Raw genomic sequence first — 24438 nt, 5'->3', positions numbered from 1 at the left:
GATCTCACCCGTGGCGAAGACGTTCGCCGGTGCGCGGCTACGCCGGTTACGCGAGGAGCAGGGGCTGACCCAAATGGCGCTGGCGCGCGCATTGGACTTGTCGACCAGTTACGTCAACCAGCTCGAAAACGACCAGCGGCCGATCACGGTACCGGTGTTGCTCGCGCTCACCGAACGTTTCGGCTTGCCGACGCGCTATTTCGCTCCGGACACCGATGCGCGCCTGGTCTCGGACCTACGAGAGGTCCTTGCCGAGGGGCCCGCCACGGCGGCGCAAATCGAGGAGCTGGTGGCACGCATGCCGGCGGTGGGCCAGACGCTGGTCAACCTGCATCGGCGGCTCCACGACGCCACCGCCGAACTCGAAGCACTGCACAGTCGCGCCACTGCCGACGTACCGGCGGTGCCCGCCCAGCCGATGCCGTTCGAAGAGGTTCGGGATTTCTTCTACGACCGCAAGAACTACATCGGGGAACTCGACACCGCGGCCGAGGACCTGTTCACCCGCAACCGGCTGCGGATCGGCGGACTCGACGTGCAGCTGGCACAGCTGCTTACCGACAAACTCGGCGTCAGGGTCGTCATCGACGACGGCGAGGCGTTACCTCGCAACGGCAAGCGGGTGTTTCACGCCGAGTCGAAGACGTTGTACCTGGCCCGGTGGCTGCATCCAGGCCAGCGAGCTTTTCAGCTGGCTACTCAGGTCGCACTACTCACCCAGGCCGACGAGATCGCCGGCATCATCGCCGGCGACGACCAGCTCAGCGACGACGCGCGCGGGGTGGCCCGCATCGGGCTGGCCAACTACTTCGCCGGCGCATTGCTGTTGCCCTACGTACTTTTCCTGGACGCCGCCCAGAGCGTGCGCTACGACATCGACCAGCTGGCGCGGCGGTTCGAGGTGGGATTCGAAACCATCTGTCACCGGCTGTCCACCCTGCAACGCCCGGGTGTGCGCGGAATCCCGTTCATCTTCGTCCGCACCGACAGCGCAGGAAACATCTCAAAACGCCAGTCCGCCACGGCATTTCACTTCTCTCGCGTCGGCGGCAACTGCCCGCTGTGGGTGGTGCACCATGCCTTTGCCCGGCCAGGCCAGTTTCTGACCCAGGTAGCCCAGATGCCCGACCGGCGCAGCTACTTCTGGATCGCCAGGACCACGACCGCAGAGCCCAGCCGCTACCTCGGTCCGGCAAAGAGCTTCGCGATAGGGCTCGGCTGCGACGTGAGCCACGCCGAAAAGCTGGTCTACTCCGTCGGAATCGACCTCGCCGACCCGGAGGCGACCGTGCCGATCGGTGCCGGATGCAAGATCTGCGATCGACCCGCCTGCTCGCAACGGGCCTTCCCCTACCTTGGCAGACCGGTACACATCGACCCGGATTCCAGCACCGACCTGCCTTACCCGCCGGCGGCCATTCCCTGAGGTCGTGCCGGTTGGGGCGCGGATGTCCCGATGCCGTGCCAGGTGCCCGGCTGGCACCGCTGGTGTAGTCCCGTCCCGCCAGGCCAGGCTAATGCACTGTGCCGGTGGGTTTTTCGGCGCCAGGCTGGTGGCCGGCGCGCTCGCTGAGCCCGAACCGGGCATGCACGCGGGCCAACGGTTCGGGCGCCCACCAATTGAGCCGGCCGAGCACCTGCATGAATGCCGGTACCAACAGCATCCGCACCAGCGTGGCGTCGACGAGCACCGCCGCGGTCAGTCCGAACCCGAACAACCGCATGAAGGACACCTGCGCCGCCATCAATGCCGCGAAGGCGATCACCATGATCAGCGCCGCAGCCGTGATCACCCGCCCGGTGTGAGCCACGCCGAGCGCGACGCTCTCATCGTTAGCGCCGGGGCCGTGGTCCGACGCCAGCCAATACTCCCGGATCCGCGAGATCAGGAACACCTCGTAATCCATCGAAAGGCCAAAAGCGATGCAGAACAACAGCACCGGAAGCTGCACCCCGATCGTGCCGGTCGCCGTCGTACCCAGTCCGCCAAGGTGCCCCTCCTGAAACACCCACACCAGCGCCCCGAACGCCGCGGTCAACGACAGCATGTTCATCAGCACCGCCTTGACGGGCAACACCGCGCTACCGGTCAGCAGGAACACCAGTACCACGGTGATCAACACGATGAACGTGAGAACCATCGGCAGCCGGGTCGCTATGGCGTGCACGCTGTCGCGATTGCTTTGTGCCACACCGCCCAGCTGCACCAGCCTGCCCGCCGGCGTCGGAACCGCGTGCAGCCGGTCAAGCTGAACCGCCGAGGCGGCCGAGTACAGCGGCGCGGTACTGCCGACCGTCACGAAGGCACTGCGGTCCTTGATTCCGCTGGGCGCTGCGGGCGACCCGGCCAGTATGCCATGGACGAACGTGCCGCCCGGCGATGTCACCGAGGACACGTCTGGCACCCGCGACAGCGCGGCGGCGTAAGCATCCAGGTCGGCCGGACTCACACCAGTCGCCTCCGGAAGCACGACGCTGATATCGGGAATCCCGCTGCCCGCAAAGTCGTTGCGTAGCTGGTCGCCGACCTGGCGGGCCGAAGCCGAGGCGGGCAGGATCCTGTCGTCGGCAAAGCCCCACCGCGCCCGGTGAAATGGTGAGCCGAGTAGCAGCAGCAGTGCGGTGATGGCGATACCGATCGGCACCGCGTGCCGCATCACGGATTTCGTCCATCGGTACCACGACCATTGCTGAAACGATGCCGGTTGCCGCGGCACCCCCCAGAGGATCCGGCGCAGCAACGGGCGCACGTCCAACGAATCGAGGCGGCCATCCAGCAGCACGATCGCTGCCGGCGTCACGACGATCGCCGCCGCCGCCGCAAACGCGACCACGGCAACCCCCGCGTAGCCGAACGATTTCAGGAAGTACTGGGGGAACAGCACCAGGGTCGCCATCGACAGCGCGACCGTCATCGCCGAGAACACCACCGTTCGGCCCGCCGTGGTCATCGCGCGAATCAGCGCCGCGTCACGAGTCTGTCGCTCCGCCAATTCGTCCCGGAACCTGCTGAGGATCAGCAACGTGTAGTCGATGGCCAGTGCCATGCCCATCGCGACGGTCAGGTTCAGCGCGAAGATCGACACGTTGGTGAACAGCGAGATCGCGCGCAGCGACGCCAGGGAACCGAGGATCGCAAATCCGCCGACGGCCACCGGCAGCGCGGCCGCGAACACACCGCCGAACACCCAGACGAGCACCAGAAAACTCAGCGGCAGCGCCACCGACTCCATGAGCAACAGGTCGTTCTGGGTCTGGGTATTCACCTGCCAGTAGACGGTGGCTTCGCCACCGGCCCGCACCCGGACGCCGTCGCGGTCGTGCACGAGTTCTTCGGAGAGCTGCTTGGCGGTTTTCTGGGCATTGGTCTCACCACCGGAGATGGCGACGACGATCAGTCCGGTTTTGCCGTCCTTGCTGATCAGCGAGCGCGCCGCGGCGGGCGATTCGGTCCATGCCGATCGCACCCCCCGGACATCCGACGAATTCTTCAGCCGCTCAACGAGATCGGTACCGACCGCGCTGGCTTGCGGTCCTTGCGCCCCGCCGTCGGCGGTCACCGTGATCAGCATGCCCATATCGCCTTGACCGAACTTCTGCGCGAGTAGCGCGGCGACATGCGACGATTCGGCGCCCGGATCGAGTCCGCCGCCGGCCGACAGCTTCTTGATCGCCGGGACGCCGAAGATCGCGGTAGCGATCATGACCAACACCGCCACGGCAACGACCCGGCCCGGGGCGGCGATGGCAAGTCGAGCTATTCGGTGCAGCACGCTAGCGGGAGACCAGTTCGTGCTCGATGAGGTCGCGGTAAACCGGCATGCGTAACAGTTCGCTGTGGGTACCGGTGGCTTGAATCCGACCGTTCTGAAGAACCAGGATTTGGTCGGCGTTGGTGACGGTGGAGAGCCTGTGGGCAACTACGAGGACGCTGCGCTGGTCGCGCGCTCGCAGCAGGTTGGTCATGACGTCGTACTCGTTGGCGCGGTCGAGGTGGGCAGTTGGTTCGTCCATGAGGATGAGCTGTGATCGCGACAGCAATGCCCGAGCCAGAGCCAGCCGCTGGCGTTGCCCGCCGGACAGGCCGCGGCCGCGTTCGAGTACGGGAGCATCGAGTTGGCCAGGGAGACAGGAGATTTCGCCGGCAATGTTGGCTTGCTCGAGGACGCGCCACAAGTCGGCGTCACCGGCATCGGGATCGGCGATGAGCAGGTTGTCGCGGACGGTGCCGTGCAGGACTGGTGCGTCTTGTTCCAGAAGTCCGAGTCGGCTGCGAAGATCCGTGAGCGGAACGCTGCGGACGTCGTGGCCTTGCCACCGCACCGTCCCGGTGCTCGGGTCGTGGAAGCGGCACAACAGAGCCAGAATGGTCGACTTTCCGGCGCCCGACGGACCGATCAGCGCGCTGATCTGATCTCGGTCGAGTGTGAAGGAGACGTCGTCGAGCACGAGATGCGGGCCGTAGGAGAACGACACGTGATCGAATTCGACCAGCGGCGGGGCGCTCTGCGCAGTGCCGGCAACGAAGGGTGTCTCCACACGGTCCGAAACGCCGATCGGTGACGGGCCACCTTCGGGTATGTCCCGCAGGATCTCCATCAGGTGTTGATAGGCGCCTGCCGCGGTACGCAGATTAGCGAGCGCGGTAAAGCCGGCGGTGATCGGGAAAACGGCGTACATGGCGAAGGCGAACATGCTGACGAATTGGCCGACAGATAAGCCGCCGTCGGCGACACGGCGCCCGTCAATGATCATGATCGCCAGAAATGCGCCGGTGACGCCCAACCGGATAAGCAGAACGTTGATGGCGGTGGATGACGCGATGCGGACGCCAGACCCATAGGCGGCGCGTGCGCCGCCGTTGATGGAGTCGGCTTCGCGATCTTCGGCCCCGAACAGCTTTACGGTCCGCGCGGCGGTCAGGGTCCGGTCCAATCCGGCAGTGTAATCACCCAGCGCGACTTGACGATTCAATGAGGCGCGTTGGATCCGGGACAGGAAGGGGTTGCCGGCGGTGAATGCCACCGCCATCACAGCTGTCACGACACCGACGGTGACCGCATCAATGGAGAGCATGAAGATACTCGCGCCGAGCAAGGTCAGCGTCCCGAATACGATGTCGCCGATGGCTCGTGGCATGTCACGCAACAGACCCGCGTCACTTGTTCCGCGGGCCAGCAGGTCTCCGCTACGACCCCGGTCCAGTAGTCCGATGGGCAGGCGCACAACATGATTGGTGAACACGGCACGCAACCCCAACACGATCTTCTCGCCGGTCCGGTCCAGCTGAAAATGCGCCAACGCCTCGAGCAGCAGCTGTCCGGCAAGCATGATCACCAGCGCGCCGGCCAAGCCGAGGACCGGTGAGCCGGCCGCTGCGCGGTCGACGAGCCGGCCGGCCAGCAGCGGCTGCAGAAAGATGAGCGCGGTGGAGACTACCAGGACGAGCACGCTGGCCGCCATCGAAAGCCAATGGGCGCGAAGCAGGCTGAGCATACTGCGGTTGTCGGCCACGGGGCGGTTGGCTGTAGGCATCAAAGTAGTCCGAGCAGTTGCAGGTCGGTGACGTATTTGAGGATGACCGGCGCCGAGACGTGTGGGATATCGGGATTGTCTTTGTCCGGGCCGAGTTTCGCTTCCTGCACCGCTGCCCGGAATCGGGCGGTTTGCACGCTGGAGCCGCGGGTCGGTTCCAGTGGCCGTAACCGCTCGGAGTCACGCAACGGCAGCATCTGGAGCACCGAGTGCCGGCGCTGCCGATCCGGCAAGGCACGCAGGGCGGTCTCGAACCGCCGCAACCACTCCGCGAAGTCGTCGATGCGCTCGATCGGGTAACCGGCTTCAATCACCCAGTCCACATACTCATCAAGCCCGATGCCGTCGTCGTGGGAGTTCATCACGTGGTAGGTCGCAAAGCCATCGACCACCTGGGCACCCAGCGCGGTGATGGCCTCGGCGACGAATTCGACCGGCAGACCGTCGAAGTGCGCCCGTTGCCGGTTGCCCTTGGCGTCGCGCTGATAAAACGACGCGGGTGCGACGCCGGCGGCCACTACGCTTAGCACCATCCGGGTGACGGTGTCGGACATGTTGAGCTGGCCCGCGTAGCTGGTGTCGGCCAGGATCATCCCGCAGCGAAACACCGCGACCGGCAGCCCATACAGGTCGTTGGCCGCACGCAGCAACACCTCGCCGGCCCACTTGCTGTTGCCGTAACCGTTGGCCACGCTGCCGTCGAGGGTACGGGTGGGGCTGATGACCCGGATGTCGGCGTCCTCGGTGAATGCCGACGGCTGGATCTGGTCACCGACATTGGCGGTCGACACGTAGCTGTAGGGCTTGAGTCTCGTGGTGAGCGCCAACCGGATCAGCTCGACCGTGCCCACCACGTTCGGCGTGAACAGGTCGCGGTAGGGCAACACGCCATTGACCACCGCTGCGGAGTCGACGATCAGATCGACGGCCTGGGCCAGCCGCTGCCAGGTCCGGCGGTCCAGGCCCAGGTCGATTTCGCCCTTGTCGCCGGCGATGACCTGCAGATGATCAGCGGCCAGTTCCCGGTAGTGGGCCAGTAGTTTCGGGTCTCCGCCGAAGGTCTTGTCGAGACGACGCCGCGCTTCCTCGTCGGAATCGGCCCGCACCAAGCAGATCAGCGTGCCGCCGACCAGCTCCATCTGCTCCAGCCATTGCAGGGCCAGGTATCGCCCGAGGAAGCCCGTCGCTCCGGTCAACAGCACGGTGCGCACCTCGGCACTGGGGCCTGGCAGCGTCGGGGCAGCGGCCAGGGTCGCGGGCTCGATGAACTTGTCCAGCATCAGGTCACCGGCGTGCAGCTCGGTGGCGTCGCGTCCGTGCACGGACTTAAACGTCTCCGAAGTCGCGTGCCCGCCCAGGTGCCTTGCCAAGCCTCTGACCGTCGGCGCGTCAAACAATATGGGCACGGTCAGGTGCGCGTCGAGGGCGCTGTTTACAGCGGCGATCAGCCGCATCGCCGACAGCGAGTTCCCGCCCAGATCGAAGAACGACTGCTCGACTCCCACCCGCTCGAGCCCCAATACCCGGGCGTAGGTGTCGGCCAGGATTTCCTCGACCGGTGTGGCCGGGGCGAGGTCTCGGTCGGCGCTGCGGTATTCCGGCGCCGGAAGCGCGCGCGTGTCGAGTTTGCCGTTGACGGTCAGCGGCAGCGCGTCGACCACCAGTACCGCGGCCGGCACCATGTACGACGGCAGCCGCTCGGCCAGCGCGGCCCGCAGCCCTGCCGGATCTGCCGTCCCGGTGACATAACCGACCAAACACCGGTCGCCGGGCTGATCTTCGCGGGCGATCACCACGGACTGGTACACCCCGTCCAGTGCGGCCAGCGCGGCCCGGACCTCTCCCAGTTCGATGCGATACCCGCGGATCTTGACCTGCTCATCTACCCGTCCGAGGTACTCCAGTTGCCCATCAGGAAGCCACCGCACCAGATCGCCGCTGCGATACATCCGCCGTGCCGGTGCCCCCGCGCCGGCGAACGGACACGCCACAAACCGCGACGCCGTCAACCCCGACCGACGCCAATACCCAAGCCCGACACCGGCACCGGCCACATACAGCTCACCCACCACCCCCGTCGGAACCGGGCGCAACCACTTGTCGAGCACGAACAACGCAAGGTGTGCCAACGGCACTCCGATGGGACTGGCGCTGCTGTCCGCGTCGCCGCTGACGATCTCCCGGAACGACGCATGCACCGTCGTCTCGGTGGCGCCGTACATGTTGATCAGGCGTGGCAATCCCGGGTGGTTGTGCAGCCAGTCCCGAAGACGCTGCGGTTCAAGCGCTTCGCCGCCGAACACCACGGTTTGAAGCGCCAGTTGATGTCTCAGTTCGGGCTGTAGCGTGTCGGCGGTTTGCAGCGCATCGAACGCCGACGGGGTTTGACTCAACACCCCGACGTGCTCGGTCGCCAAGAGGGCATGGAGGTCGGTGGGCGAAGCGGTCAGCGCTTCGGGTACGACCACTAGCCGCCCGCCGCCCGACAACGCACCCCAGATCTCCCACACCGAGAAATCGAAGGCATAGGAATGACATTGGGTCCACACCTGCCCCGGCGGCAAGCCGGCACTCAGCGACTCCAACAGCTGGGTGACGTTGTGGTGGGTGATGGCCACCGCCTTGGGCACGCCGGTGGTGCCCGAGGTGTACGTCAGGTAAGCGATGTCGTCGCTGGCCGGTTCCGGTAAGCCGGTGCTCGGATAGCCGGCGATGCGGGGATCCTCGACCTCGATGATCGGCAATCCTCGCCCGGTGAGCCGGCCGGCCAGCCCGACGGTGGTGATCGCGGCCACCGGGGCGGCGTCGGCGAGCATGAACTCGATCCGCGCGGCCGGCAGCGCTGGGTCCACCGGCAGATAGGCCGCCCCGGTCTTCAGCACCGCGGTCATCGCCACAATCGCGGGTATACATCGCGAAAACAGCAGGGCCACACAGCTTCCCGAGACGACACCATGATCGGTCAGCACGTGCGCCAACCGGTTCGACGCCTCATCGAACTCCCGATACGTCATCGACGAGGACCCGCAGCTCACTGCCACCGCCGCCGGGGTGCGCGCGGCCTGCGCTGCCAACAACGCCGGAAGTGACCTCCGGGGCAGTGCCGGCTGAGTCAACACCGCCCGGTTGGCGCGCTCGTCCAGCTGGGCGTACTCGGCGTCATCAAGCATGTCGATCGATGACAACCGCGCCGCGGGGTCGGCGGACATGACGTTCAGCAGCTTCTGCAACCGCCGGATCAGCGTCCTGATACTGGCCGCATCGAACACGTCGGTGCGGAACTCGACCGTCCCGCCGATTCCGGCCGGCTCACCGGCATCCGAAAAACGTTCGGCCAGTGAGATTGTCAGGTCCATACGGGCGGTGTGGGCGTCGATCGGCATCGAGGTGACCCGCAGGTCGCCCAGGGCCAATCCGGTGGCTGGCTCGTTGACGTGTCCCGGGAAGTTCTGCCAGGCCGCCAAGACCTGGATCAGGGGGTGATGGGTTCGCGATCGGGTGGGGTTGAGCCGCTCGACAAGTACTTCGAAGGGCACGTCTTGGTGCTCGTAGGCGGCCAGGCTGCGCTCTCGCACCTGGGCGAGCACCTCGGCGACAGTCGGATCGCCGGCCAGTTCGACCCGCAGGACCAAGGTGTTGACGAAAAAACCCACCAACTCATCGAGCGCGGGGTCTGCGCGCCCGGCGACCGGAACCCCCACCGGCACATCGGCGCTGCCGGTGAGCTTTGACAGCAGCACCGCCAGCGCCGCCTGAACCACCATGAAGCTGGTCGCGTTGTGCTCGCGGGCCACCCTCCGAACCCGCTGCTGCAGCCGCGCCGGCCAGTCAACTGTCACGCTGGCGCCGCGGTGATCGGCCACCGGCGGATAGGGTCGATCGGTGGGCAGCTGCAAACGTTCCGGCATGCCGGCCAGGGTGTCCTCCCAGAACCGCAGCTGCTCGGCGAGCGGACTGTCACGGTCGCCGACATCACCGAGGTTGCCCCGTTGCCACAGCGTGTAATCCGCGTATTGCACGGGCAACGGCGCCCAGCCGGGGGTCTGTCCCGCACACCGGCTGGCGTAGGCCTCACCCAGATCACGCGCCAACGGGGCCACCGACCAGCCGTCGGCTGCGATGTGGTGCACGACGATCACCAGCACGTGCTCGTCTTTGGCGATCCGGAAAAGCTTTGCCCACAATGGGATTTCGGAAGCCAGGTCAAAACTGTGGCGTGCCGCATCCTCGATTGCGTAACCTAGCCGGGCATGCGGCCATCCGGTGGTGTCGATGACTTCCCAACCGAATTCGGCCCGCTCGGCCGGCAGCACCAGCTGCCGGGGTGTGCCCTGCACCGACAGAATGACGGTGCGCAGGCTTTCGTGGCGGCCCGCCACATCCGCCAAGGCCACACCCAAGGCCGCGGCGTCGACCTTGCCGCGCAGCCGTAACGCGACCGCCATGTTGTAAACCGGTGAGGGGCCGGACAGTTGGTGAAGGAACCACAGTCGGCTCTGCGCAAACGACAACGGCACCACCGCAGGCCGTTCGCCGGCCGTCAACGGTTCAAGCCGCCGCCGATCCCGGCCAATACACGATGCCAACTGTGCGGCCGTCGGCGCCTCGAAAAGGGTGCGTACCGTGAGGTTCGCGTCGAGAGCCGTGTTGATCGCGGCGATCACCCGCATCGCCGCCAACGAATCGCCGCCCAGGTCGAAGAACGACTCGTCGACCCCGACGCGTTCCAGTCCCAGGACCCGGGCGTAGCTGTCGGCCAGGATCTGCTCGACCGGGGTGCCCGGCGCGCGGTAGCGATCGGTGTCCCGGTACTCCGGTGCCGGCAGGGCGCGAATGTCGAGCTTGCCGTTGACCGTCAACGGCAGCCCCGGCAACGCCACCACCGCGGCCGGCACCAGATAAGACGGCAACCGCTCGGCCAACGCCGCCCGCGCGGTGGCGGGATCGGCGGCCCCGACGACATACCCCACCAAACGCTTATCACCCGGGCGGTCCTCACGAGCGATCACCACCGCCTGATCCACACCGGAAACGGCCGCCAAAGCCGCCCGCACCTCACCGAGCTCGATGCGATACCCGCGGATCTTGACCTGCTCATCGGCGCGCCCCAGATACTCCAGCTGCCCATCGGCACCCCAGCGCACCAGATCCCCGGTGCGATACATCCGCAAACCGGCCCGACCAAACGGGCACGCCACAAACCGCGACGCACTCAACCCGCCGCGACGCCAATACCCAACGCCGACACCGTGACCCGCCACATACAACTCCCCCACCACCCCCGGCGGCACCGCCCGCAACCAGCCGTCCAGCACGAACAACGCCGCCCCCGCCACCGGCGAACCGATCGGCGGCACCCCCGAACCCGCCTTCAACGGCGCGCTCATCGAGGCATAGATCGTGGTCTCGGTCGGACCGTAGGCGTTGATCATCACCCGCCCCCCGGCCCACCGATCCACCACCGCAGCCGGACAAGCCTCACCGGCCACCACCAATGCCGCCGACTCCAACCCACGAGGCGGCAAAACACCTACCGCTGACGGGGTCTGACTGAGAACACCGACCCGCTCGGCAACCAACAGGTCGTGAAAATCGGCCGGCGAGGCGGTCACCGACTCGGGCACCACCACCAGCCGTCCCCCGCTCAACAAGGCACCCCAGATCTCCCACACCGAGAAATCGAAGGCATACGAATGGGATTGCGACCACACCTGTCCGGGTGCCGCAGCGGTGCCCAGGGACTCCAACAGCTGGACGACGTTGTGGTGGGTGGCGGCTACGGCCTTGGGCACCCCCGTGGTGCCCGAGGTGTAGATGAGGTAGGCGATGTCATCGGCCGCGGGCGTCGGCAGGGCGGTGCGCGGGCACTCGCGGATGCGGGGGTCGTCGATATCGATGATCAGCAGGTCGCATCCGTCCAGCAGTGACCGCAGGCCCGCCGCGGTGACGACGGCGGTCGCCGCGGCATCGGCAACCATGAACGCGATCCGTGCCCTTGGCAACGCCGGGTCGATCGGCAGATAGGCCGCCCCGGTTTTCAGCACCGCGGCCATCGCCACGATCGCCGCGGCGCAGCGGGAGAACAGCAGGGCCACAACCGAACCCGGACCCGCACCATGATCAGACAGCAAGTGCGCCAACCGGTTCGACGCCTCGTCGAATTCCCGATAGGTCATCGACCGGCCCTCGAAGCTCAGCGCCACCGCGTCGGGAATGCGCGCCGCTTGGGTCGCGAAGGCCGCCGGGATGGAGCTGCCGGAGGGCGCCGGTCTGGTCAACGCCGCGCCGTTACCCCAGCTGTCCAGGCGAGCGCGCTCGGCGTCGTCCAGCACATCGATCGACGACAACCGCGCAACGGGATCGGCGGTCATCGCCGCGATCGTCTTCGCCAGCCGCTCGAGTAGCGCCTCGATACTGGCCGCATCGAACACATCGGTGCGGAATTCCACTGCGCCGCCGATCCCGGCCGGCGCACCGGCGTCGGTGAATTGTTCGGCTAACGAGAACGCCAAATCCATACGGGCGGTGTGGGTGTCGACGGGAATCGGGGTGACCTGCAGATCACCCAAGACCAAGCCGGAAGCGGGATTATCGCCTTGTCCGGCGAAGTTTTGCCAGGCCACCATCACCTGGACCAGGGGGTGATGGGTGCGCGACCGAACAGGTTTGAGCCGCTCGACGACGACTTGGAACGGCATGTCTTGGTGCTCGTAGGCGGCCAGGCTGCGCTCTCGCACCTGGGCGAGCACCTCGGCGGCGGTCGGGTCCCCGCCGAGGTCGACCCGCAGGACCAGGGTGTTGACGAAGCACCCCACCAGGTCGTTCAGCGCGGGATCGCGGCGGCCGGCGATCGGAAATCCTACCGCGACATCGGAACTCGCGCTGAGCTTGGACAGCAGCACCACCAGGGCGGCCTGGACCACCATGAAGCTGGTGACGTTGTGCTCGCGGGCCGCGGCGCGCACCCGCTGGTGCAGCTCGGCCGACCATCCCACCGTCGCCGTCGCGCCGCGGTGGTCCGCCACCGGCGGATAGGGCCGGTCGGTGGGCAGCTGCAGGCGCTCGGGCATGCCGGCCAGGGCGTCCTCCCAGAACCGCAGCTGGGCGGCGAGCGGGCTGTCGCTGTCGTCGAGGCCACCGAACTGGGCGCGCTGCCACAGCGTGTAATCGGCGTATTGCACCGGTAATTCGGTCCAGCCCGGGGCTTGGCCCGCGCACCGGCTGGCATAGGCCACGCCCAGATCACGCACCAGCGGGGTCACCGACCAGCCGTCGGCGGCGATATGGTGCACCGCGGCCACCAGCACGTGTTCGTCGTGGGTAATGCGGAAAAGCCTTGCCCGCAACGGGATATCGGCCGTCAGGTTGAACGTGCGGCGGGCTGTCTCCGCGATCGCCGCAGCCAGCCGGGCCTTCGGCCACCCGCGGGCATCCATGATCTCCCAGCCGAATTCGGCCTGCTCGGGTGGCAGCACCAGCTGCCGGGGCATCCCCTGCAGCGTCGAAATCACGGTGCGCAGGATCTCGTGCCGGCCCACCACATCGGCCAGCGCCACACCCAACGCGTCGGCTTCGAGTTCGCCGCGCAGCCGCAAGCCCACCGCCATGTTGTAAACCGGTGCGGGCCCGTGTAACTGGTCGAGGAACCACAATCGGCTCTGCGCAAACGACAACGGAACTACACTCGGACGCTCGCCGGCCACCAGCGGCTCGACGCCACCTCCCTCCGCATCGATACGGGACGCCAGTTCGGCGATCGTCGGCGCGTCGAACAACGTTCGCACCCGGAGATCGCAGTCCAGGGCCGTGTTGATCACGGCGATCACCCGCATCGCCAATATGCTGTCGCCGCCCAGGTCGAAGAACGAGTCGTCGACCCCGACGCGTTCCAGCCCGAGGACCCGGGCGTAGCTGCCCGCCAGGATCTCCTCGACCGGGCCGGTCGGGGCGCGGTAGCGGCTGCTGTCGAGGTACTCCGGTGCCGGCAGGGCGCGAATGTCGAGCTTGCCGTTGACCGTCAACGGCAGCCCCGGCAACGCCACCACCGCGGCCGGCACCAGATAAGACGGCAACCGCTCGACCAACGCCGCCCGCGCGGTGGCGGGATCGGCGGCCCCGACGACATACCCCACCAGACGCTTATCACCCGGGCGGTCCTCGCGAGCGATCACCACCGCCTGATCCACACCGGAAACGGCCGCCAAAGCCGCCCGCACCTCACCGAGCTCGATGCGATACCCGCGGATCTTGACCTGCTCATCGGCGCGCCCCAGATACTCCAGCTGCCCATCGGCACCCCAGCGCACCAGATCCCCGGTGCGATACATCCGCAAACCGGCCCGACCAAACGGGCACGCCACAAACCGCGACGCACTCAACCCGCCGCGACGCCAATACCCAACGCCGACACCGTGACCCGCCACATACAACTCCCCCACCACCCCCGGCGGCACCGCCCGCAACCAGCCGTCCAGCACGAACAACGCCGCCCCCGCCACCGGCGAACCGATCGGCGGCACCCCCGAACCCGCCTTCAACGGCGCACTTCTGACGGCATCCACCGTGGTCTCGGTCGGACCGTAGGCGTTGATCATCACCCGCCCCCCGGCCCACCGATCCACCACCGCAGCCGGACAAGCCTCGCCACCTACGACCAGCGCCATCGATTCCAGCCCATGAGGCGACAACATGCCCACCGCAGAAGGACTTTGGTCGAGCACACTGACCTGTTCGGCGACCAGCAGGTCGTGAAAGGCGGTTGGTGAGGCCGCTACCCACTCGGGCACCACCACCAGCCGGCCGCCGCGCAGCAGTGCACCCCAGATCTCCCACACCGAGACGTCGAAGGCATAGGAATGACATTGCGCCCACACCCCGCCGCCAGGCAGGGTTGCGCCCAGCGAGTCCACCATCTGCATGACGTTGTGGTGGGTGATGGCCACACCCTTGGGCACGCCGGTGGTGCCGGAGGTGTAAATGAGGTAGGCGATGCCGTCGGCGGCCGGCGCGGGCAGCGCCGTGCCCGGACACGCCTGGATCCGTGGGTCTTCGGTATCGATCACCGGCACGTCCAGCCCGGCGAGCCGATGAGCCAGCCCGGCGGTGGTGATCGCGACCACCGGCGCGGCGTCGGCGAGCATGAAACCGATCCGCGCGGTCGGCAACGCCGGGTCTATCGGCAGATAGGCCGCCCCGGTTTTGAGCACCGCCGTCATCGCCACGATCGCCTCGGCGCAGCGGGAGAACAGCAGCGCCACAACCGAACCCGGACCCGCACCATGACCAGACAGCAAGTGCGCCAACCGATTCGACGCCTCATCGAGCTCGTGATAGGTCAGGGACAGACTGCCGCAGCTCAGCGCCACCGCCCGGGGAGTACGAGCGACCTGTGCGGTGAACGCCGCCGGAATCGACATCGGCGCGGGCGCGGGCCGGGTCAACACCGCGCGGTTGCCCCACCCGTCGAGTTTGGCGTGCTCACCGGCGTCGAGCAGATCCACCGACGACAACGCCCGCCCCGGGTCGGCGGTCATCAGCGCCAACAGCGTCTGCAATCGCCCAATCAGCGCCTCGATACAAGCCGCATCGAACAGGTCGGAGCGAAAGTCGACACGAATACCCAGTTCGCTTCCCGGCGATGCTTGCACGACGAGTGGGTAGTGGGTGCATTCGCGGCTGGCGATGCCGGTGACGACGAGCTCGTCGTCGCCCAAGAGCGCGGCGATGTCGATCGGGTAGTTCTCGTACACGAAAAGGGTGTCGAACAGCCGCTCCTGACCGGTGATGCGGTGGATGTCACCCAGCGCCAGCTGCTGGTGCTCGAGCGTGTGGTTGTGGGCATGCTGCAGCCGGCCCAGCAGTTCTGCGGTGGTAGTTGCCGGCGTCATGTTCGCCCGCACCGGCACCGTGTTGATGAACAGTCCGACCATCGATTCGGACCCGGCCAGCTCGGCCGGCCGGCCCGAGACCGTGGTACCGAAGGCGACGTCGTGGTGGCCGGTCAGCCACATCAGCAGCTGCGCCCACACACCCTGCAGCACGATGTTGACGGTGGTGTGGCACAAGCGCGCCAGCTCGTTGAGAGCGCGCGTGGTGGCGACGGGAACCCGGCACGAAATCGCGCCGCGCGGGCCCAGCCCCAACCGATCCGGCGGACCGACCAGTGTCGCGGAGTCAAAGCCGGCGAATACCTCCCGCCACGCTGCCCCGGCGGCTCGGTGGCCCCGGCGGTCCCGATCGGCCAGCCAGCTGAGAAACCTGCGATATGGCGTGGCCGCGGGCAACCGCCGCCCGTGATAACCGGCGAATATTTCCCGCAGCAGGATCGGCATCGACCAGCCGTCAACCACGATGTGGTGATAGGTGAAGACCAGCCGGTGCCGGTCTGCTGCGGTGCGGATGACAGCGGCTCGAAACGGCAGCTGGTGAGCGATATCGCAGACGGCGGCGCGTTCAGCCGCGCACACCTGCCGGATCTGCTGCTCGGCGTCCAGCTCGACATACCGCCAGGGCACCGCTGGGTCCTGCGTGATGATCTGCACCGGTTGGTCGAAGCGTGTGCAGAAGCGGGCCATCAGGTTGGGATGGCGGGTGATCACTGCCTGCACCGCATCGCGCAAGCGGTGGACGTCTAGCGGACCGCTCACACTGATATCCAGTTGCACCGCATACAGATCACTCGGCCGGTGAGGATCCTGCGCGGTGCCGGCGTGGAACAGCAGTCCCTGCTGCAACGGGGTCAACGGCAGGATGTCGGCGATCCGGTACTGCTGGTGCAGCTCGTCGATCTGGCGTTGGCTGAGCCGAGCGGGTGCGATGTCAGACGGGGTCAGCCCGCCCCCGCCGTGTTCGACATGCGCGCAGATGCCGCGCAGAGCGTCGAACCATAGCCGGGCAAGCCGGGTGATGGACGGGCGATCAACGGTCGACGGTGCCCACATCCAGTCGGCATGCAGCTGCGGGCCGGCGTCGGTGTCGACGGTGGCGGAGTTGACCTCGACGGTGTGCATCAGCGGCATCGGCAATCCCGCGCTGCTGTTGCCGGTGGATCCGGGGCAGATCCGCCAGCCGTCATCAGCCTGCGCGGCAACGCCCAAGCGTCCCAGGTAGTTGAAGCCGATCGGGGGTTCCGGCTCCGGCAGCGCGACATCTGCGTTGAGGTAGCGCAGCATGCCGTAGGTCAGCCCGTCCGGCAGCGCTCGAAGCTGCTCTTTGACGTCCTTGACCACCGCGCCCAGCGCCGTGTCGCCGGCGACCACGCGTGCCCAGGCCACCTCGCCCACCGCCAGCGCTACCGGGTATTTGGCCGTGAACCACCCGACCGTGCGTGACAGGTCGACCCCGGGCGCCAGGTCCTCGTGGCGCCCGTGCCCCTCAAGGTCGATGCCGATCGGCGCGCCGCCGTTGCCCAAGAACCGCGCCCACGCCAACCCGAACGCGATCAACAGGATGTCCTGCACGCCGGCATGAAATGCCGCCGGCACTTCCGCGAGCAGCAGGCGGGTGGTCTCGACATCCAATGACACCGACAGCCGTCCCGCGGTGGCCAGCGTGTCCACCGCGGAGCGTACGGCGGGCAGCGCGGCTGGGACCGCCAGCACCTGCCGCCACGCGTCCGCCTGGTCGACCACTGCCGGGGAGCATGCGTGCTCGCTGAGCAGCGACGCCCACCGCCGAAATGACGTGCCTCCCGCCGGCAACGCCACCTGGTGCCTAATGCGACGCTGAGCCCAGGCAATATTCAAATCCCCCAGCAGAATTCGCCATGACACCCCGTCGACGGCCAGATGGTGAACGATCAGCGCCAGCCGGCCGGTGTCGACGACCCACAGCGCGCTCAGCATCACTCCGGCGGCCGGGCTCAACCGGGACCGGGCCCGTATCAGGGCCTCATCGGACCACACGTCCACCGATTGCAGGCAACTACGCGCATCCACCGCCCCGGGCTCGGGCACCGACAACGACCAACCCCCGGTGCCGTCGTCGTCGACCCGTAGCCGCAGCATGGGGTGCCGATCCAGCAAGGCCTGAAGCACCACCGCCACGTCGGTCTCGTCGACGCCCGCCGGCGCCTGCAAGACCACCGTTTGGTTGAACTGCTCAACTCCGGCACTGCTTTTCAGGCTGCGTAGCCACGACATGATCGGTGTGGGTGACACGTCGCCGACACCCTCGTCATTCAGAGCGGCCGCATCATCGGCGACACCGGCGACCCGGGCCACACCGGCAACGGTCTGCTCGATGAAGATGTCGCGCGGCCGGCAGGTTACGCCGGCGGTCCTGGCCTGCGCCACCACCTGCATCGCCAGAATGCTGTCGCCGCCCAGGTCGAAGAACGAGTCGTCGACCCCGACGCGTACCAGTCCCAGGACCCGGGCGTAGCTGTCGGCCAGGATCTGCTCGACCGGGGTGCCCGGCGCGCGGTAGCGATCGGTGTCCCGATACTCCGGTGCCGGCAGGGCGCGAATGTCGAGCTTGCCGTTGACCGTCAACGGCAGCCCCGGCAACGCCACCACCGCGGCCGGCACCAGATAAGACGGCAACCGCTCGACCAACGCCGCCCGCGCGGTGGCGGGATCGGCGGCCCCGACGACATACCCCACCAAACGCTTATCACCCGGGCGGTCCTCGCGAGCGATCACCACCGCCTGATCCACACCGGAAACGGCCGCCAAAGCCGCCCGCACCTCACCGAGCTCGATGCGATACCCGCGGATCTTGACCTGCTCATCGGCGCGCCCCAGATACTCCAGCTGCCCATCGGCACCCCAGCGCACCAGATCCCCGGTGCGATACATCCGCAAACCGGCCCGACCAAACGGGCACGCCACAAACCGCGACGCACTCAACCCGCCGCGACACCAATACCCAACGCCGACACCGTGACCCGCCACATACAACTCCCCCACCACCCCCGGCGGCACCGCCCGCAACCAGCCGTCCAGCACGAACAACGCCGCCCCCGCCACCGGCGAACCGATCGGCGGCACCCCCGAACCCGCCTTCAACGGCGCGCTCATCGAGGCATAGATCGTGGTCTCGGTCGGACCGTAGGCGTTGATCATCACCCGCCCCCCGGCCCACCGATCCACCACCGCAGCCGGACAAGCCTCACCGGCCACCACCAATGCCGCCGACTCCAACCCACGAGGCGGCAAAACACCTACCGCTGACGGGGTCTGACTGAGAACACCGACCCGCTCGGCAACCAACAGGTCGTGAAAATCGGCCGGCGAGGCCGCGACGTCTTCGGGTATGACGACCAACCGGCCGCCATCCAGCAGCGCGCCCCAGATCTCCCACACCGAGACGTCGAAAGCGTATGAATGCCACTGGGTTACCGCGAACGGCGCCGTGTTCTCGGGTTTGTCGAAAAAGTTGGCGATCCGGAAGAGTTGGGTGACGTTGTGGTGGGTGACGGCCACACCCTTGGGCACCCCCGTGGTGCCCGAGGTGTAGATGAGGTAGGCGATGTCATCGGCCGCGGGCGCCGGTAGAGCCGTGCCGGGGCAGCCGGGGATGCGAGGGTCTGCGGCATCGATGACCGCCAGGTCGCATCCGTCCAGCAGTGACCGCAGGTCCGCCGCGGTGACGACGGCGGTCGCCGCGGCATCGGCAACCATGAACGCGATCCGTGCCCTTGGCAACGCCGGGTCGATCGGCAGATAGGCCGCCCCGGTTTTCAGCACCGCGGCCATCGCCACGATCGCCGCGGCGCAGCGGGAGAACAGCAGGGCCACAACCGAACCCGGACCCACACCATGATCAGACAGCAAGTGCGCCAACCGGTTCGACGCCTCGTCGAGCTCCCGATAGCTCAGGGACTCACCACCACAGGTCAGCGCCACCGCATCGGGGCTGTGCGCGACCCGAGCGGCGAAGGCCGCCGGGATCGACACCGACGTGGGCGCGGGCCGGGTCAACACCGCGCGGTTACCCCACCGGTCAAGCCGGGCGTGCTCGGCGGCATCAAGCACGTTCACCGACGAAATCCGCTGTGTGGCATCGGCCGTCATCGCGACCAACACCCGCTCTAACCGGTCGATCAGCGCCTCGATGCTCGCCCCATCGAACACATCGGTGCGAAACTCCGCCGTCCCACAGATGCCGGCGGGCTCGCCGGTGTCGGTGAAACGTTCACCCAGGGAAAGCGTCAGATCCATGCGGGCGCTGTGCGTGTCGATCGGCATCGGGGTGGCGTGAACGTCGGCCAACGCCAGTTGGACGGGGCCGGTGTGCTGCCAGGCCAACATCACCTGGATCAGCGGGTGATGCGTCAGGGACCGGGTGGGTTTCAGCCGTTCAACAAGCACCTCAAAGGGGACATCTTGGTGTTCATAGGCGGCCAGGCTGCGCCGTCGCACCTGGACCAGCAGCTCGGCGACGGTGGGATCGCCGGTCAGGTCGACCCGCAGCACCAAGGTGTTGACGAAAAAGCCCACCAGCTCGTCGAGCGCCGGGTCGCGGCGTCCGGCGATCGGGAATCCCACCGCCACATCGGGTCCGGCGCCAAGCCGGGACAGCAGCGCCGCCAACGCCGCCTGGACCACCATGAAACCGGTCACGTTGTGTTCGCGGGCCAGATCACGTACCCGCTCCTGCAACGCCGCCGGCCATTTCACCTCTACCTTTTCGCCGCGGTAATCGGCGATCAGCGGATAGGGCCGGTCGGTGGGCAGCTGCAGGCGCTCGGGCAGCCCGGCCAGGGAATCCTCCCAGAAGCACAGCTGCGCGGCGATCGGGCTGTGGCGGTCGTCAGGGTCCCCCAACTGCTCACGCTGCCACAGCGTGTAATCGACGTACTGTAAGGGCAATTCAGCCCAGCCCGGGGCGCGGCCCGCACACCTGCCCGCATAGGCCAGCCCCAGATCACGCGCCAGCGGAGTCACCGACCAGCCGTCGGCGGCGATATGGTGCATCACGACCACCAGCACGTGCACGTCGTCGGTGACGCGGAAAAGCCTTGCCCGCAACGGGATCTCGGTTGTCAGGTCAAACGGGTGACAGGCCGTGGCGCCGATCGCCTCTTCCAGCCGGCCGGCCGGCCACCCGGCGGCATCAACGATCTGCCAGCCGAAGTCGGCTCGCTCAGGGTCCACCACCAGCTGCTGAGGCAGCCCCTCGGGTGCGACGAACAGCGTCCGCAGGCTCTCGTGGCGTGCCACCACGTCGCCCAGCGCCGCACCCAGCGCGTCGGCATCAAGCCGCCCGCGCAGCCGCAGCGCCACCGCCATGTGGTAAACCGGTGCGGGCCCGTGTAACTGGTCGAGGAACCACAGCCGGCTCTGCGCAAACGACAACGGAACGACATCGGGGCGCGCACCCGCCGCCAACGGCCCACGGCCACCGCCGTCCCCACCGACGCGGAGCGCCAGCTGCGCGATCGCCGGCGCCTCGAACAAGGAGCCCACCTTGAGACCGCTATCCAGGGTTGCGTTGACCGCCGCAACCACCCGCATCGCGGTCAGCGAATCCCCGCCCAGGTCGAAAAACGACTCGTCGACCCCGACACGCTCCCGCCCGAGCACCCGGGCGTAGATGCCCGCCAGGATCTCCTCGACCAGGGTGGCCGGCGGGCGGTAGCGGCCGCCGTCGAGGTACTCCGGTGCCGGCAGGGCGCGAATGTCGAGCTTGCCGTTGACCGTCAACGGCAAGGCATCGACGACCACCACCGCGGCCGGCACCAGATAAGACGGCAGCCGCTCGACCAACGCCGCCCGCGCGGTGGCGGGATCGGCGGCCCCGACGACATACCCCACCAAACGCTTATCACCCGGGCGGTCCTCGCGAGCGATCACCACCGCCTGATCCACACCGGAAACGGCCGCCAAAGCCGCCCGCACCTCACCGAGCTCGATGCGATACCCGCGGATCTTGACCTGCTCATCGGCGCGCCCCAGATACTCCAGCTGCCCATCGGCACCCCAGCGCACCAGATCCCCGGTGCGATACATCCGCAAACCGGCCCGACCGAACGGGCACGCCACAAACCGCGACGCGGTTAACCCGCCGCGACGCCAATACCCAACGCCGACACCGTGACCCGCCACATACAACTCCCCCACCACCCCCGGCGGCACCGCCCGCAACCAGCCGTCCAGCACGAACAACGCCGCCCCCGCCACCGGCGAACCGATCGGCGGCATCCCCGAACCCGCCTTCAACGGGGCACTCAGCGACGTGTAAATCGCGGTCTCGGTCGGACCGTAGGCGTTGATCATCACCCGCCCCCCGGCCCACCGATCCACCACCTCGGCCGGGCACGGCTCGCCGCCCATCAGCAGTGCCGTCGACTCCAACCCATGCGGAGTCAAAACTCCTATTGCCGAAGGGGTTTGGGTGAGCACGTTGACGCGCTGGGAGACCAGCAGGTCGTGAAAGTCGGTTGGTGAGGCCGCTACCCACTCGGGCACCACCACCAGCCGGCCGCCGCGCAGCAGTGCGCCCCAGATCTCCCACACCGAGAAGTCGAAGGCGTAGGAATGCCACTGCGACCACACCTGTTCCGGTGCTCCGGGCAGGCCTGGGTCGAACGACATGATCAGCTGGGTCAGGTTGTGGTGAGTGATGGCAACGCCTTTGGGCACCCCCGTGGTGCCCGAGGTGTAGATGAGGTAGGCGATGTCATCGGCGGCCGGCGTCGGCAAGGCTGTGCCCGGACAAGCCCGGACCCGGGGATCGGCGACGTCGATCACCGGCAGCCGGTTGCCGTCGAGCCGGCCACGCAGACCGGCGGTGGCGATCGCGGCCACCGGCGCGGCGTCGTCAACCATGAATTCCACCCTGGGCCCCGGCAGGGCCGGGTCCAGGGGCAGGTAGGCCGCGCCGGTCTTGAGCACAGCCAGTATCGCGACGACGGCCTGCGCCGACCGCTCCAACAGCAGGGCCACAGACGTGCCGCGGCCGACGCCGTAGCCGGATAGCAAGTGCGCCAACCGGTTCGCGGCCTCGTCGAGTTCGCGGTAGGTCCACGAGCGCTCCGCGGAACTGACCGCTACCGCATCGGGGGCGCGCGCCACTTGCGCGGCCCACGCCGCGGGAATCGACATCGCCGCCGGTGCGGGCCGGGCCAACACCGCGCGGTTACCCCATTCATCCAGCCGGGCACGCTCAACGGCGTCAAGCAGAGCTATCGATGACACCCGCCGCCCCGGTCGATCGGTGACCGCCACCAGCACCCGCTGCAGCCTCTCGACCAATGCCTCGATACTGGCCGCGTCGAACACGTCGGTGCGGAATTCCACCGTGCCGCCGATCCCGGCAGGTGCACCCGCGTCGGTGGAACGTTCGGCCAGAAAAAACGCCAGATCCATGCGGGCGGTGCGGGTCTCGATGGGTACGGGCGAGGCCTGCAAGTCACCCAAGGCCAATCCCGCGGCGGGGTCGTCGTAGTGCCAGGTGAAGTTCTGCCAGGCCAGCATCACCTGGACCAGGGGATGATGAGTCCACGACCGCGGCGGGTTGAGCCGTTCGACCAGTGCCTCGAAGGGCACGTCTTGATGCCCGTAGGCGGCCAGACAGCGCTGGCGCACCCGGTCCAGCAATTGGCTGAAGGTGGGATCCCCGGAGAGGTCGACCCGTAGCACCAGGGTGTTGACGAAGCAACCCACCAGTCCGTCCAGCGCGGGATCACCGCGACCGGCGATCGGGAATCCCACCGCCACGTCACTGCTGCCGCTCAGCCGAGACAGCAGCGCAGCAAGCGCTGCCTGGACCACCATGAAACTGGTCGCATTGTGCCGGCGGGCAACGTCTCCTACCCGCTGCTGCAGTTCCGCGGTCCAGTCCACGACGACGCTGCCGCCCCGGTGGTCGGCAACCGGCGGATACGGCCGATCGGTGGGTAGCTCAAGCCGGTGGGGCATCCCGGCCAACGCTTCTTCCCAGAACCGCAACTGGGCGGCCAGCGGACTGCCACTATCGGCCGGATCGCCGAGGTTTTCCCGCTGCCACAGCGTGTAGTCCACATACTGCACGGGCAACGGGACCCAGCTCGGAGCGCGTCCCGAACACCGGCTGACATAGGCGCCGCCCACATCGCTGGCCAACACGCTGATCGACCAGCCATCCCCGGCGATGTGGTGCAGCACGATCACCAACACGTGTTCCTGGTCATGAATGCGGAACAGTCTTGCGCGCAAAGGGATTTCGCTTGCCAGATCGAAGCCGAGGCGCGCCGTCTCTTCGATGGCCTCAATGACCCGGTCCGCCGGCCATCCGGTCGCATCGAGGACCTGCCAACCGAAATCGGCTTGCTCGGCGGAAAGCACCACCTGCTGCGGTATCCCCTCGACCGCTGAAAACACCGTGCGCAAGATTTCATGACGGCCCACCACATCGGCCAACGCCGTACGCAACGCGCGGATATCGAGCTGCCCGCTTAACCGCAACGCCACCGCCCGGTTGTAGACCGGCGATGATCCATCCAATTGGTGGATGAACCACAGCCGGCTTTGCGCAGACGACAACGGAATCACGGCGGGCCGCTCCGCAGCCACCAACCGCTTGAGCCGGCCCGAGTGCCGCCCGATGCACGATGCCAGCTGCGCAATAGTCGGCCAGTTGAACAGGGTGCCCACCTTGAGGTCGACATTCAGTTCAGTGTTGACCGCGGCGATCGCCCGCATCGCCAAGAGCGAATCCCCGCCCAGGTCGAAAAATGACTCATCGACCCCTACGTTCTCGACACCGAGCAGGCGAACATAGATGTCGCGCAGGGCCTGCTCGATCCGGGAGTCGACGCGGTGTGCCGGTGCCGGTGCCGGCAAAGAAGCAGTGTCGAGCTCACCGTCAACTGTCACCGGCATGGCCTCAAGGACCACCACCACGGCCGGCACCAGGTAGGGCGGCAGCCGCTCGGCCAATGCCGCGCGCGCGGCGGCGGGGTCGACCGCGCCGGTGACC

4 protein-coding genes are annotated in these 24438 nt (G+C 67.5%); 1 reads left to right on the top strand and 3 read right to left on the bottom strand.

Annotated elements, in window-relative coordinates; translation table 11 throughout:
* Window position 1 precedes the first annotated feature (1 nt).
* Window positions 2-1426 carry a short-chain fatty acyl-CoA regulator family protein gene (locus MKAN_RS21025; RefSeq protein ID WP_099185082.1) on the top strand — a complete coding sequence of 475 codons (1425 nt, stop codon included), beginning with the start codon at window positions 2-4 and terminating at the stop codon, window positions 1424-1426.
* Window positions 1427-1514: 88 nt separating this feature from the next.
* Here MKAN_RS21025 and MKAN_RS21020 read toward each other — a convergent pair whose 3' ends face one another.
* The 3 genes from MKAN_RS21020 to MKAN_RS21010 are packed head-to-tail and all read right to left on the bottom strand — an operon-like array spanning window position 1515 to window position 24341.
* The gene (locus MKAN_RS21020; RefSeq protein ID WP_023371851.1) at window positions 1515-3773 is read right to left on the bottom strand and encodes an MMPL family transporter; all 2259 of its coding nucleotides are present in this window, start codon (window positions 3771-3773) and stop codon (window positions 1515-1517) included.
* 1 nt (window position 3774) lies between these two features.
* Entirely contained in the window at window positions 3775-5535 is a 1761-nt protein-coding gene (locus MKAN_RS21015) for an ABC transporter ATP-binding protein (RefSeq protein ID WP_036391198.1), read from the bottom strand.
* Window positions 5535-24341 (bottom strand): amino acid adenylation domain-containing protein, encoded by an 18807-nt coding sequence (locus tag MKAN_RS21010; RefSeq protein WP_233032176.1) that lies wholly within the window; start codon window positions 24339-24341, stop codon window positions 5535-5537. Before MKAN_RS21010 ends, MKAN_RS21015 begins: the two co-directional genes overlap by 1 nt.
* Between the last annotated feature and the right edge of the window lie 97 nt (window positions 24342-24438).

It is taken from the genome of Mycobacterium kansasii ATCC 12478, assembly GCF_000157895.3.
GTDB lineage: Bacteria > Actinomycetota > Actinomycetes > Mycobacteriales > Mycobacteriaceae > Mycobacterium > Mycobacterium kansasii.
Note: the sequence above shows the minus strand (reverse complement) of the source record. Positions and strands in the feature narration are given on the sequence as shown.